Genomic DNA, 13,219 nt, shown 5'->3' with positions numbered 1-13,219 from the left:
CGTGATCGATATCAGCGAGTCCGTGATGCAGTTCCTTCTGGCGTTCGTCGTCGTCGGCCCGCTCCTCGGTGCCGCCGCGGCTCTCCTGCCGGCCCCGCCGGGGCTGAAGGGGAAGTCCCCTGAGCAGGCCGTGCTCCGGCACGGCGTCACCGTCACCGGCGCGGTCCTCGTCGCGGCGATCGTCCTCGCGGTCGGCTTCGACCACGACCAGCCGTCGAGGATGCAGGCCAGCACCGACATCAGCTGGATCCCCGCACTCGACGTGCGCATCCACCTCGGCATCGACGGCATCTCCCTCCCCCTTCTGGTCCTGACCGCGCTGCTGACCTTCCTCTGCGCGCTCTACTCGTACTTCAAGATGCCCGCGGGGCCGACCCCGAAGGCCTTCGTGGCCCTCCTGCTCGTCCTCGAGTCCGGCACGCTCGCGACCTTCGCCGTCCTCGACCTGCTGCTGTTCTTCCTGGCCTTCGAGATGGTCCTCATCCCGATGTACTTCCTCATCGCCCGCTGGGGCGGCGAGGGCCGGACCCAGGCCGCGTGGCGGTTCATCCTCTACACGCTGCTCGGCTCCGTGGTCATGCTGCTCGGCCTGCTCCTGATCGGGATCAAGGCGGGCACGTTCGACATGATGGCACTCGCCACTGACAACGGCCGGTCGCTGACCGCGTCTGTGCAGGTCATCGCCGTCCTGGCGGTCGGCGTCGGGCTCGCGGTCAAGACGCCGATGTGGCCGCTGCACAGCTGGTTGCCCGACGCCCACACCGCGGCCCCGACCGTCGGCTCGGTCCTGCTGGCCGGTGTCCTGCTGAAGATGGGCACGTACGGATTCGTCCGGATCCTGCTGCCCATCGCCCCGGACGGCTTCCAGACCTTCGCCCCCTACCTCGCCGCCCTGGCCGTCGTCGGCATCATCTACGGGTCGCTGGCGTGCCTCGCCCTCGCCAAGCAGGGCGCGAAGGGCGACCTCAAGCGCCTCATCGCCTATTCCTCCGTCGGACACATGGGCTTCGTCCTGCTCGGCATCGCCACCATGACCCCGACCGGCGTGAACGGCGCCCTGTTCGCCAACATCGCCCACGGCCTCATCACCGGCCTGCTGTTCTTCCTGGTCGGCGCGCTGAAGGACCGCACCGGCACCACCGACCTGGACACCCTCGCCGAGGAGACCGGCGCCGCCCTGTACGGCAAGGCCCCACGCCTCGGCGGCCTGCTCGCGTTCGCCGCGGTCGCCTCGCTCGGCCTGCCCGGCCTGGCCGGGTTCTGGGGCGAGATGCTGGCCCTGTTCGGCGCGTTCCAGCCCGCCGAGGGCCTCAGCCGCCCCGCCTTCCTCACCTTCATGGCGATCGGCGCGTTCGGCACGCTGCTGACGGCCGCGTACCTGCTGATCGTGGTCCGCCGGGTCTGCATGGGCGCCGTGCCCCGGACCGCACCGGCCTTCCCCGACGTCCGCTCGTACGAGTTCGCGGCCTGGACCCCGCTCGTCGCCCTCACCGTCATCGCGGGTCTGTGGCCCAAGGCCCTGCTCGGCCTGAGCGACCCGGCCGTCCAGCAGCTCCTCTCAGGAGGCACCCGATGAGCTCCCCGGCCCAGACCCTGGCCGCCTCGCTCGTCCAGTCCGTCGACTGGCTCGCGATCGCGCCGCCCACCCTCGCGGCGGTCGTCGGACTCGTCGTCCTGGTCGCCGACCTGTTCGTCGCCGAACACCGCAAGGCCCTGCTCGGCTGGACGTCGGTGGCCGGCCTCGCCGCCGCCACCGCGCTGCTGCTGCCCCTCCTGGACGGCGACCGCAGCACCTTCTGCGTGACCGGCGACACCACACTCTGCAGCTACACCGCCGACCGCTTCACCCTGGTCATACAGTTCCTGGTGCTCGGCGGAGCCCTCCTCGCCGCGCTCCTGTCGGTCACCGCCCTGAAGGACGCCCGCAAGGAGCTGCCCGAGGGGGAGTACTGGTTCCTGCTGCTGTCCTCCGCGGCCGGCGCGGCCCTGCTGCCCGCCTCCCGCGACCTGGCCACCCTGATCGTCGCCCTGGAGGTCGCCTCCCTGCCGGCCTTCGCCCTGGTCGGCCTGAAGTACGGAGACCGCAGGTCCTCCGAAGCGGCCCTGAAGTTCTTCCTGTCCTCGGTCACCGCCACCGCGGTCAGCCTCATGGGCGTCAGCTTCCTGTACGCCTCCACCGGCACCCTGTACCTCACCGGGATCGCCGACCGCATCGAGACCGTCGACGGACAGTTCCACACCCTCGCCCAGACCGGTGTCGTCCTGACGCTGATCGGCTTCGCCTTCAAGACGGCCGCCGTGCCCTTCCACTTCTGGGTGCCCGACACCTACGTCGGAGCCCCCCTGCCGATCGCCGCCTACCTGTCGGTCATCGGCAAGGCGGTCGGCTTCACCGGGCTCATCCTCGTCACGGTCGTCGCCCTCCCGTCCTACGCGGACGTCTGGGGACCCGCCCTGGCGGCCCTGGCGGCGCTCACCATGACCGTCGGCAACGTCGGAGCCCTCCGGCAGCAGGCCACGCGCGCGTACAGCGCCGTACGCCTGCTCGCCTGGTCCTCGGTCGGCCAGGCCGGCTACCTCCTGGTGCCGATCGCGGCCGCCGCCTACTCCGGGGACGCCGAGAAGTCGATCGGCTCCACCGTCGCCTACGCCCTGATGTACGGCGCCGTGAACCTGGGTGCCTTCGCCGTGGCCGCACTCGTCGGCCGCACCAACCCCCTCAACCGCGTCGCCGACTATCGCGGCCTGTACGCCTCCAGCCCCCTGTCCGCGCTGCTCATGGCGTTCTTCCTGCTCTGCCTCGCCGGGCTGCCGCCGGGCATCATCGGCCTCTTCGCCAAGGTCACGGTCTTCTCGGCGGCCGTCGACGCCGGCCTGGGCTGGCTGGCCGTGATCATGGCCGTGAACGTCGTCATCGCCCTCTTCTACTACCTCCAGTGGACGGCCCTGCTGTTCCGCGCCCCCGAGGGCGAAGCCGGGAAGCTCAGCGTCCCCGCCCCGCTCGTCGCGGCGATCGCCCTGACCGGTGTCCTCGGCATCGCCCTGTCCGGCGCACCCCAGCTGGTCCTGCGCTTCACCGACACCGGGCTCTTCTGAGCCGGCGGCCCCACCCGGACCGTCGCACAGGTCACGCTTTCACCACGCGCGCGTGGGGCACTCGACCCTGCACGCGTGCGTGGCGCGTCCCGCGGCGGTCACCCGGTCCGCGGCCGGGCCCGCACGCACAAGGGAACTAGTGCTTCCCGCCTGGCGTTGACCAGTACGGGAGGGTCCACTGGACGTAGGACAGCGGCACCGCATCAACCGCAAGCAAGGGTCCCCCTGCCGCACCACCTGGAGGGCGTACCGTGCACCGCCGGCACAACGGGCTCAGGACAGCGATCCTCCTCGGGGGACTGTCCGCCATCATCATCGTCATCGGCAGCTTCTTCGGCCGTACGGGGCTCGTGATCGCCGTCCTGATCGCGCTGGCGACCAACGCCTACGCCTACTGGAACAGCGACAAGCTGGCCCTCCGCGCGATGCGCGCCCGTCCGGTGAGCGAGTTCGAGGCCCCGCAGCTCTACCGCATGGTCCGCGAACTCTCCACCCAGGCCCGCCAGCCCATGCCGAGCCTGTACATCTCCCCGACGGAGGCCCCCAACGCCTTCGCCACGGGCCGCAACCCGCGCAACGCCGCCGTGTGCTGCACGGAAGGCATCCTGCGCCTCCTGGACGAGCGCGAACTGCGCGGCGTCATCGGCCACGAGCTCAGCCACGTCTACAACCGCGACATCCTCATCTCCTCCGTCGCCGGCGCCCTCGCCTCCGTGATCATGTTCCTGGTCAACTTCGCCTGGCTGATCCCGATCGGACGCTCCGACGACGATGACGGGCCCGGCCTGCTCGGCATGCTGCTGATCATGATCCTGGGCCCTCTCGCCGCCTCGCTCATCCAACTGGCCATCAGCCGCTCCCGGGAGTACGAGGCGGACGCCTCCGGAGCCCAGCTCACCGGTGACCCGCTCGCCCTGGCCGGTGCTCTGCGCAAGCTCGAACTCGGAACGAAGCAGCTGCCGCTGCCGCCCGAGCCGCGCCTCGAGACCGCCAGTCACATGATGATCGCGAACCCGTTCCGCCCCGGCCAGGGCCTATCAAGGATGTTCTCCACACACCCGCCCATGGCGGATCGCATCGCCCGGCTAGAGAAGATGGCAGGTGGGAACAAGTGAGGACCGTACTGAACGTCATATGGCTCGTCCTGAGCGGCTTCTGGCTGTTCCTCGCCTACGTGGCGGCGGGCCTGCTCCTGTGCATCACCATCATCGGCATCCCGTTCGGCATCGCGGCCTTCCGCATCGGCGTCTACGCTCTATGGCCCTTCGGGTACACGACGATCGAACGCCGTGACGCGGGAGCGCCGTCCTGCGTCGGCAACGTGCTGTGGCTGGTGCTCGCGGGCTGGTGGCTGGCTCTCGGCCACATCGCCACCGGCCTCGTCCTGTGCATCACGATCATCGGGATTCCGCTCGGCATCGCCAACTTCAAGCTCATCCCGGTCTCCCTCTTCCCGCTGGGCCGCGAGATCGTGCGGACGGACGAGCCGTTCGGGGTGCGCTGAACCGCAGGGCGACACCGCCCTGTTGTCCACAGGCCGGGGGTTGTCCACAGGCCCGCACGGCTGTCGGTGGCGGACTGCATCATGAACCCATGACCGCGATCGAGCAGTTGCCGACCCGAGTACCGACCAGCATCCACAACACCCTCCCAGGCCGCCGGCCTTCCCACCCGGGCACGCCGACCCGGTGCGGGCCCCCAGGCACCGGCAACCGCCGGCATCCGTACCAGCGAGCGGCCCGGGGGCTCTGACGACCCAGCGGCGCGAGCCCCCGTGCCCTCACACGCCCTCACCCTCCCTGCTCCCCCCGCGCGCACCCGTCCGCCGCCGCGTCCACCACCGCCGCATCCCGTACGCGGCCACTCCCACCGCCAGCACCCCCGCGCCCACGCCCACGGACACTACCGGCAGCGAGAACGCCAGCACGAGGCACCCGGCCAGCCCCATCACCGGCACGACCCGCCTCAACGGCGCCGAATCCAGAGTCCAGGCCGAGGCATTGGCCACCGCGTAGTACGTCAGCACACCGAAGGAGGAGAACCCGATCGCACCCCGGACGTCCACCGTGGCCGCCAGCACCGCCACCACCGCACCCACGGCCAGCTCCGCCCGGTGCGGCACCCGGAACCGCGGATGCACGGCCGCCAGCGCACCCGGCAGATGCCGGTCCCGGGCCATGGCCAGCGTCGTCCGCGACACCCCCAGGATCAGGGCCAGCAGTGAACCCAGCGCGGCCACGGCCGCCCCCACCCGCACCGCCGGCACGAGCCAGGGCAGCCCGGCCGCCCGGACCGCCTCGGCCAGCGGCGCCGGGGCATTCCCCAGAGCGTCCGGCCCCAGCACCGAAAGGACAGCCACCGACACACACGCGTACACCACCAGCGTGATGCCCAGCGCCAGCGGGATCGCGCGCGGGATGGTGCGGGCAGGATCCCGCACCTCCTCGCCGAGCGTCGCGATCCGCGCGTAGCCGGCGAAGGCGAAGAACAGCAGACCGGCCGCCTGAAGCACCCCGCCCGCACCGTCCGACGCCCCGAGGTCCAGCCGGCCGGCATCGGCGTCGCCCGACACCAGACACCCGACCACCACGGAAGAGAGGACCGCCAGGACCACCGCCACGATCACCCGCGTCAGCCACGCGGACTTCTGGATCCCGCCGTAGTTCACCGCGGTCAGTGCCACCACGGCCGCGACCGCCAACGCGTGCGCCTGCTCCGGCCAGACGTACGTGCCCACCGTGAGCGCCATCGCCGCACAGGATGCCGTCTTCCCGACCACGAACGACCAGCCCGCGAGATATCCCCAGAACTCCCCGAGCCGCTCGCGCCCGTACACGTACGTGCCACCCGACGCGGGGTAGAGGGCGGCCAGGCGAGCCGACGACATGGCGTTGCAGTACGCGACCACGGCGGCGACGGCGAGCCCGAGCAGGAGCCCCGACCCGGCCGCGTGCGCGGCCGGTGCGAGCGCGGCGAAGATCCCGGCTCCCACCATCGAGCCGAGTCCGATGACGACGGCGTCGCCGACACCGAGGGTGCGGCGCAGTCCGGGAGTGGGGGCTGTCATGGGTCGCACCCTACTGATCAGCGCAACCGGTCGATGAGGCCCGGACGTCCTCACCACCAAGACGGCGTGAACGCGCGCGGCGAGCACCACGCACGCGGGAGCGCACGAGGTACGACGCACGGCCGCGGCGGCCGCGCGTTGTGTCGGGAGCAAGATCACAGGCCCGGGACGGTGCGGGCACAGCACGGAAGGGCAGGGTCACGGCATGACCATCATCAGCTGGATCATCCTGGGACTGTTGGCCGGGGCCATCGCCAAGTTCCTGCTGCCGGGGCGCGACCCGGGCGGCCTGATCGGCACCACTCTGATCGGCATCGCGGGCGCGTTCATCGGCGGCTGGATATCGGCCCGCTGGATGGACCACCCGGTCACCAAGGACTTCTACGACGGTGCGACCTGGGCGGCGGCGATCGGCGGCTCCCTGGTCCTCCTGATCGCCTACCGCCTGCTCTTCGGCAACTCACGCGACTGACCGCGCTGACCGCGCCCACCGGCCATTGCCGGACAGACGACAGGGGTGGACAGGCGAGAAGGGTGGACACCCCAGCGGGTGTCCACCCTGTCCGTGGCCGCGCAGTCCATGCAGTCAGGCCCGACAGTCCAGCCAGACCAGCCACTCCAGCGGACCGAACCGGTTCTGCTACCGGTAGTTCACGTACTGCCCGTCTGATCGCTTGACCTGCACGTTGACCCTGAAAGGGGGGTTGACGTGCAGAAACTACTGACAGTGCTTGCCACTGTTGCACAGTGTTGTTCGGGGCCTTGTGCCCTGACTGTGCCCTCGCGTGCCCGCGCTCCTCCGCGCTCTCGTCAGTCTCCACTTCGGAGACACGGCGGCGCCGCCCGGTGCTCCACACACCGAACGGCGCCTGAGTCCGACACCTGACGAGACCAGGAGCAGACCTGTGCAGGACCCTATCCGCAGCATCACGCTGCCCACCATCGACCACGGCCCCGTGACCCTCCCGGAGCCCGCGTGGTGCGCCGGCCACGCCGACCACTGCCCTGATGCGTACCGCATCGACATCACCCACCGCGGCCCTGACCACATCCTGACCCTGCCCGTACGCGGCGGGTATGCCGAACTCCTCGTCGTCGCCTTGGAGGAGCGGCCCTTCACCGAGGCGTGGCCCGGCACCCGGCCGTTCGTATCCGTCGGCTTCAACGGCGACAGCTACCCGGCGCAGCTGCACCGCCTGGAGGACATGGCGGCCGAGCTGGAGCGGCACGCCGAGGTGCTGCGGGAGTTCGCCCGCTGCCTGGCCGTGATCCTCGCCGGGGGTGCCTGGTGAAGCGCGATCCCCTGCTCTGGGTCGCCACGGCGGCCGTGCTCATCGTCCTCGCGTCCGCTGAGTACGAACTGGCCCGCGCGTGCGGCTTCGGCCTCTACGTCGCGGCCGGCGTGCCCGCGGCCCTGGACGTGTACGCCCTCGCCGCGCTCCGGGCCCGCCGCGACGTCTTCACGGTGGTGCTCACCCTGATCGCGGTGAACGCGGCCAGTCACCTCGTGGAGGTCGGTCTCCTGCCCGTGTCTGTGCCCCTTGTCGTCGGTGTCTCGGCGATCGCGCCGCTGGTGCTGTGGCGCGTGCACCGGCTCAGCGAGGCAGGTGTTTCAGATGAAACACCTGCGGCTCCGGAACCGTCGGTGATCCCGGCGGAACCAGTTCCGGCCGTGGCGCAGCTGGCGGAACCGATCACCGTCGACCGGGCCTCGGAGCCCGTCGACACCGCACCCCACGCGCCCGTCCTCGGCCCCTGGACGCCCGTGGCGGAACTCGCGGGCGGAACCGGCGGAACCACGGGCGGAACCGGCCCTGACCTGCTCGGCGATCACTTCGCGGCCGTGCGCTCGGCGATCGGCGAGGCCCCGGCGGAACCGGCAACGGAACCAGTTCCGCCCGCAGTTCCGCCGAGCGGAACCGGCGCGGCCGACATCGTCTCCGAGGACACCGCGAACACCACCTTCGAGCGGCGCGTAGCCACCGTGCGGAACTGGCTCCAGGCCGAACCGGAACTCACCGGAACCGAGATCGGCAACCGGCTCGGCGTCTCCGCGAGCTACGGCCGGCGCCTCCTGCGCACCGCCCGGGACGAGTCGTGATCCTCGCCGCCGCCTACGCCCTCACCGCCCTCGCGGCGCTCCTCGGCCCCGCCCTCGTGGCCCCTCGCACCGTCCCGCCCATCAGCGGCACGTGCGCCCTCGTCCTCACCCTCGCCGCGCTCGGCGTGGCCATCCTCCGCTAGGACCCACCGTGAACTACGTGACCTTCGGCGGCGTGACCGTCGGCCTGTGCATCCTCGGCTACGAGATCATGAGCTGGTGGCCCGGCCGCAAGGCCCTGATGAAGGACCCCGTCAAGCACGCGGCCACGCTCCTGCCGTTCCTCGCGGCCTGGTGCTACGGCTGCCTCACCACGCTCGGCGCCGGGCTCATCGGCACCGCGTCCAGCAGCGTCCTGGGCCTGTCCAACTGGCTCGGAGACGCGGCCCTGCTGTGGGGCGTCGGCGAGCAGCCCGGCCAACTCGCCGCCCGCAAGACCTTCACGCCGCTGTCCGGGCCCGGGGCGTGCCTGGTGCTGATCCTCACCGCCGTGCTCGTAGCCGCCGTGAAGAAGGCCGGCGACCAGACCCGCGGCGAGCTGAAGCGCGGCGTGTGGTGCGGGATCACCCTCGGCACCTCCGCGGGCGTGGCCGGGTTCGCCGCGGTGCCGCTCGCCCAGGCCGTCAACGCGGTCGCCGACAGCGTCTACAGGACCGTGTGATGGGCGCCCGCGAGAGCACCGCCGAGGAGCCGTCACGGGCGGCCGGCGGGTGCGTGCTCGTCGTCCTCGGCGGGGTGGCCGCGGCTGCCGCCTTCGCCGTCGACGAGGCGGTCGGCGTGCTCGGCGTGGTGGCGGTCGGATGGGGGGCGTTGTGGCGCTCGGCCCGACGCCTGTCCGTTTCGTCCGCCACTCCCCCACCGCCCTCCGCGCCCCCCTCTGGGGACGAATTCGCAGTTGAGAGCCTGCGTGTGCGTGAAGTGCGGCAGGGGCCGGGGGAGGGGATGACGATCTTCCCGGAGATCGAGTACGTCACCGACGCGGACGCCGCCGGGGAGGTGACGTCATGATCCGTCGACTCCTCGCCGCCGCGTACGACTACTGCGAGCGCTGCGGCTGGTGGGTGCGGGACTGCCCACACCAGTAGGCACCCGCACTACGGTTGTAGTGCCCACCCACGGCAACGGCCCCCGGTACTCGATTCCCGGGGGCCGTTCCTTGTGCTGTACCCGACTCGCGGGCTACTGCTGGTCAGGCTTCGGCGGAATGACGAACCCCCGCACGGGCCTGGGCTGCGGGTCACGGGATTCCGGCTGCTGCGCGCGCTTCCACGCTGCGACCATCTCCGCGTGCCGCGGGTCGATCCATTCGGACACGGCGCCTCCCTTCACGGGCAGGCTATGCCACGCCGGGCTTCGGCTTGGGCGTGACGACGATGGTGCACTCGGGGGCGTGCTGGCACTTCGCCGCCACCGAGGCGAGGGTCTCGTCAGAGGGCGGCCCCCACAGCTCCGCATCCGCCTGCCACCCGAGTTCCGCGATCTTCTCGCGGGTGCGGTCCAGGATCGGCGGGTCGTAGTTGGTGGGGTCGTAGCCTGGGAAGTGGTGCACGAAGCCGCCGAGCGACTTGCAGAGTTCGGCGTACATCGCCGTGTGCAGGATGAGGGCGTGCCATCCCTCGTCGACGATGCGCGACGGGGCGAGGCCGACGCCGGCGTTCTTCGCGCAGGCCGCCACGAACTTCAGGGCCTCGTCCACGATCCGGCCGGCCATCTCCTCGGACATGTCCGGGTTGGCGTCCATCACCGTGGCGCGGACGCTGGCGAACCGCTCATCGGTGATGAGCATGCGGGCCAGTTCCGGTAACGCGTCGGGAGGCGTCGGGCCGGGCTCGGGGAAAGGTACGCTCACGGTGATCTCCTTCGCTGGTAGCGGATGGGGATGGCCCCGCCCGGCCGGGGTTCTTCGCGGGACTCGCCGGCCGGGCGAGGAGTCTTGGGGGTTACGGGCGGCGCCCCTGGCGGACGAGCCGGTACAGGATCAGCCCGACCTCGCAGCGGCTCGCGTCGTCCGTGCACTGCTCGCACATCGGGGCGTGCTCGAAGAGGCCGCGGTGCGCCCAGGCGGCTGCGCAGCGCTGGCAGGCGCGCGGGAACCAGCTGCCTGCCGGTGCCTTCTGTTCGCCCAGGTCGACGGCCGTCTCGGCGTTCAGGGGCCCGTCCTCGCACCAGACGCAGCGGGCGCCGCGTAGTTGGTCCTCGGTCGCGTCCGCGGCGGCCGGCAGCAGCAGAGTGGCTGCCACGCTGGCAGGCACTTCGAGTAAGGCTCTGGGCGATCCTGACGGCTGGGGTGCCGCGGCGGTACGGTGCGTCACGTCGACTCCTTGCAGTCGGCCAGCCCCGGGGCCGTTCGCGCGGTCGCCGGGGCGTTGTCCGGTTATGGAATCGCCGAGCTACACAGAGTGACAGGGATGTGGCGTCCCAGTTTTACGACGCTATTCGCTGACTCCCAGGAACTGCGCCAACGGCCCGAGGCCGGGCGGGTGGTTGGGGAGCGCCCACAGATCGCGCACGATCGCCACGGCCAACGTGTGGTGCTGCATCCAGGTCGGGGCCACACGGCGCAGGGATTCCAGGGTCTTCACGGCCCCGGCCGCGTCCCCAATGTCCGTGTGGGCCCGGGCAACATCGAGCAGCAGCCATGTCCGCCAGGACGGAGGAGTGTCCTTGCTGAGTCGCATGCCTTTGGCGAGCGCCAAGGCGTCGTGCGGGTGGCCGTATTGGACAGCAAGCCGAACGCGCTCGATACGGACTGACGAAGGGCTGAAGACGCTCACCATGCGGTTGTCGCCGCCCTCGGGAAGCTTCGAGACGCGAGCGGCCTCCTTCTCCGCTGTTTCCATCATGGTCGCTGCCCGGTCGTAGTCGCCGCTCCGTGCGGCCGACGTGGCGGCACTCATGGTGAGCGCTCCCCAGACCTTCAACCCGTCGGCCGTTCCGTCGTGGCCGGCTGTGGCCATGTCGGCGGCGGCACGGAGAGCGATGTGCAACGCGTCCTCCAGGCGCCCCTGCCGCTGGTAGGTCCATGCCATGGAGTTGACGATCATCGGCAGCAGAAGGGGGTCAGACGATTGCCTCGCGGCATCTATCGCCCGTTCCAGGCTCGTCAGCGCAAGGTCAGTTTTGCCCATCCGCACAGCGACGTGTCCGGCGAGCTGGAGGGCTTTGCCCAAGGCTGCGAAACCCGCGCGGCGGTCGGGATCTTCACCCCATGCTGTGGCGGTACGCGCGTCAGAGATCAAGTCCGGGAGTGCCTTCATCACGGCGTCGAACTCGGCGGCGTGGTACTGCGTCCAGCCGTCTGCGATCTGCCCGCGAAGCTTGTCCAGGGTGAAGTCTGGCCCCGGCGGCTCCGGTTCCGGCCCCCAGAGCACGGGCATGATGGCCCGGCGCACGGCCACAAACCGTGGTCCATCGTTCTCGCCAGTCGAGGACACTGCTGGTGGATCACCTAGGAGCGTGGTCAGCTCCACCCCCAGCCCGTTGGCCAAGGCGTGCAGCGTGGGCAACCGCGCCGAGTGCTTGCGGCGTTGCTCAAGCTGACGGATCACGTCGACAGACACGCCGGAACGGGCGGCCAGTTCCTCCTGGGTCAGGGAGGCCAGCCGGCGCAGGCGGCGGAGAGTGCGCCCGAGGTCGTCATTTGCCACGTCGTCACGGTACGCCTGCGGTTGCCGCGCGAGGAACGGCAAGAGGTTGTCGCATCGCTGCGAGACAGCGGGCTCAGTACTCGCGCAATCGCCTCGGCGACCGGGCTGAGCCAGTCCACGGTTTCCCGCGCTACTGATTCAAACGACTCAGTAGGGGCCGTGATCGGCTTGAACGGGAAGACCTACGCGCCGACCCGTCCCGCGCCGCAGACGGACGCAGCAGCGCCCGGCCCTCGAAGTGAGGAGCCGGGCGCGGGTGCGTCTGGGGTCAGGCCGCGGCGGTCGCGCGGGCGGCGTCGTTCGCCGCGTACGCCGCGGTGAGGGTGTGCAGCGGGGTGGCGGAGCCCGCCCCGGTGAGCCTCAGCCCGTCGAGGGCCTGCCGGGTGGCGGTGAGGGCGCTCTCGGCGGCCAGGGTGGCGGCCAGCGCACGGCCGGCCTCGCCGGGCAGCAGCGGCGCCAGGGCCTCGTCCACGGCCCGTACAGCGGCCGTGGGGTCCGGGCGGTCGCCGTGCGCCCGGTCGAGCCCGTGGCGCTTGTCCTGCGCCCGCAGGTACGCCGGGTACTCCGCGCGCAGGGCCCGCAGGGTGTCGACGTCCGCGCCCTCGATGACCTCGGACAGGGCCGCGCCGGCGTCCAGCTGGGCCCGTGCCCGCTCCCACGCACGGGACAGCCGCATCTCGGCGAGGAGCTGTTCGTTGGTGTCGCCCGGGGCGGAGTGCCGCTCGAAGGCGTCGCGGGCGATGGCGGCGGCACGCGCGACTTCGCGGGCGATCCCGTCGGCCAGAGTCGCGCCGAGCTGTTGCGCCTGCTGGGCGAGTTCGCGTCGGCGGGCGTCCAGGCCCTCGGCCGAGAGATGCGGGTCGGTGAAGGTCTGCGCGGTGCGGGCGGCGTCGGTGACGCGCTGCTGAGCCTGCGGCAGGACCGTGGTGGTGATCTGCCGGACGTGGTCGAGGGCGTCGGCGGCGGTGGTGAGGTACCGCTGGGAGAGGGCGTTCAGGTCCATGGGGGCCGTCCTGGTCAGTAGTTGCGGCGGTCGGGGTCGAGGGCGTCCTGTGTGGCCACGGCGGAGGCGTAGCCCTCGCGCTGGGCCTTCTCCTTCATCCACTCGACGGCGGTCAGGTAGTCGGCGGGCGCCTCGGGCACGTCCTCCATGGGGTAGCCGAGGTCGGCGAAGCGGGCGATGGCGTCGGGGTCGTCGGTGTAGATCTCGCCGTGCACCCACCACAGTGCGTCAGCGCCGTGCAGGGTGTTTTCCGGGCCGTGGACGACCGGTCCGGCGAGTGCGGTGACCTTCTTCATGCGGGAACT

Annotated in this window: 16 protein-coding genes; 10 read left to right on the top strand and 6 right to left on the bottom strand. The window is 71.2% G+C overall.

Features of this window, described 5'->3' with window-relative positions; translation table 11 throughout:
* Position 1: 1 nt before the first annotated feature.
* The 4 genes from ACFW6P_RS18620 (at position 2) to ACFW6P_RS18605 (ending at position 4,600) form a co-directional block, all read left to right on the top strand.
* Positions 2–1,576 (top strand): NuoM family protein, encoded by a 1,575-nt coding sequence (locus ACFW6P_RS18620; protein ID WP_386349552.1) that lies wholly within the window; start codon positions 2–4, stop codon positions 1,574–1,576.
* Entirely contained in the window at positions 1,573–3,096 is a 1,524-nt protein-coding gene (locus ACFW6P_RS18615; RefSeq protein ID WP_386349555.1) for an NADH-quinone oxidoreductase subunit N, read from the top strand. Before ACFW6P_RS18620 ends, ACFW6P_RS18615 begins: the two co-directional genes overlap by 4 nt.
* Before the next feature lie 251 nt (positions 3,097–3,347).
* Complete coding sequence (gene htpX, locus ACFW6P_RS18610) at positions 3,348–4,211, top strand: zinc metalloprotease HtpX (protein ID WP_386349557.1); 864 nt, start codon at positions 3,348–3,350, stop codon at positions 4,209–4,211.
* Complete coding sequence (locus ACFW6P_RS18605; protein WP_386349560.1) at positions 4,208–4,600, top strand: YccF domain-containing protein; 393 nt, start codon at positions 4,208–4,210, stop codon at positions 4,598–4,600. The genes htpX and ACFW6P_RS18605 overlap by 4 nt, the downstream gene beginning before the upstream one ends.
* Positions 4,601–4,876: 276 nt before the next feature.
* On the opposite strand, the gene ACFW6P_RS18600 is transcribed toward ACFW6P_RS18605, so the two are convergent.
* Positions 4,877–6,163, bottom strand: a complete 1,287-nt coding sequence (locus ACFW6P_RS18600) for an APC family permease (protein ID WP_386349563.1) — start codon at positions 6,161–6,163, stop codon at positions 4,877–4,879.
* Positions 6,164–6,368: 205 nt separating this feature from the next.
* On the opposite strand from ACFW6P_RS18600, the gene ACFW6P_RS18595 reads away from it, so the two are divergent.
* From ACFW6P_RS18595 to ACFW6P_RS18570, 6 genes are all read left to right on the top strand, one after another.
* On the top strand, positions 6,369–6,635 hold the full coding sequence (locus tag ACFW6P_RS18595) for a GlsB/YeaQ/YmgE family stress response membrane protein (protein ID WP_386349566.1): 267 nt from the start codon (positions 6,369–6,371) through the stop codon (positions 6,633–6,635).
* A gap of 433 nt (positions 6,636–7,068) precedes the next feature.
* Positions 7,069–7,455 carry a DUF6907 domain-containing protein gene (locus tag ACFW6P_RS18590; RefSeq protein WP_386424145.1) on the top strand — a complete coding sequence of 129 codons (387 nt, stop codon included), beginning with the start codon at positions 7,069–7,071 and terminating at the stop codon, positions 7,453–7,455.
* Entirely contained in the window at positions 7,452–8,264 is an 813-nt protein-coding gene (locus ACFW6P_RS18585; RefSeq protein ID WP_386424144.1) for a hypothetical protein, read from the top strand. Before ACFW6P_RS18590 ends, ACFW6P_RS18585 begins: the two co-directional genes overlap by 4 nt.
* Positions 8,261–8,407, top strand: a complete 147-nt coding sequence (locus ACFW6P_RS18580; protein WP_386424143.1) for a hypothetical protein — start codon at positions 8,261–8,263, stop codon at positions 8,405–8,407. The genes ACFW6P_RS18585 and ACFW6P_RS18580 overlap by 4 nt, the downstream gene beginning before the upstream one ends.
* Before the next feature lie 8 nt (positions 8,408–8,415).
* Positions 8,416–8,925, top strand: a complete 510-nt coding sequence (locus tag ACFW6P_RS18575) for a hypothetical protein (protein WP_386424142.1) — start codon at positions 8,416–8,418, stop codon at positions 8,923–8,925.
* Positions 8,925–9,272, top strand: a complete 348-nt coding sequence (locus tag ACFW6P_RS18570; protein WP_386424140.1) for a hypothetical protein — start codon at positions 8,925–8,927, stop codon at positions 9,270–9,272. Before ACFW6P_RS18575 ends, ACFW6P_RS18570 begins: the two co-directional genes overlap by 1 nt.
* Before the next feature lie 328 nt (positions 9,273–9,600).
* Here the strand turns inward: ACFW6P_RS18570 and ACFW6P_RS18565 are convergent, their stop codons facing one another.
* The 5 genes from ACFW6P_RS18565 to ACFW6P_RS18545 all read right to left on the bottom strand — a co-directional run bounded on the left by ACFW6P_RS18565 (position 9,601) and on the right by ACFW6P_RS18545 (position 13,210).
* The gene (locus tag ACFW6P_RS18565) at positions 9,601–10,050 is read right to left on the bottom strand and encodes a glycine-rich domain-containing protein (RefSeq protein WP_386424196.1); all 450 of its coding nucleotides are present in this window, start codon (positions 10,048–10,050) and stop codon (positions 9,601–9,603) included.
* 154 nt (positions 10,051–10,204) lie between these two features.
* Positions 10,205–10,504, bottom strand: coding sequence for a hypothetical protein (locus ACFW6P_RS18560; protein ID WP_386424138.1), 300 nt, complete (start codon positions 10,502–10,504; stop codon positions 10,205–10,207).
* 192 nt (positions 10,505–10,696) lie between these two features.
* A complete protein-coding gene (locus ACFW6P_RS18555) occupies positions 10,697–11,911 on the bottom strand; it encodes a helix-turn-helix domain-containing protein (RefSeq protein WP_386424136.1) in 1,215 nt (404 codons plus the stop codon).
* Positions 11,912–12,179: 268 nt separating this feature from the next.
* A complete protein-coding gene (locus tag ACFW6P_RS18550) occupies positions 12,180–12,914 on the bottom strand; it encodes a hypothetical protein (RefSeq protein ID WP_386424135.1) in 735 nt (244 codons plus the stop codon).
* Positions 12,915–12,928: 14 nt separating this feature from the next.
* On the bottom strand, positions 12,929–13,210 hold the full coding sequence (locus tag ACFW6P_RS18545; RefSeq protein WP_386424133.1) for a hypothetical protein: 282 nt from the start codon (positions 13,208–13,210) through the stop codon (positions 12,929–12,931).
* Positions 13,211–13,219 lie beyond the last annotated feature (9 nt).

Source organism: Streptomyces sp. NPDC058741 (genome assembly GCF_042746715.1).
Lineage (GTDB): Bacteria > Actinomycetota > Actinomycetes > Streptomycetales > Streptomycetaceae > Streptomyces.
The sequence above is the reverse complement of the archived record's forward strand: the minus strand, read 5'-3'. Positions and strand labels throughout refer to the sequence as shown.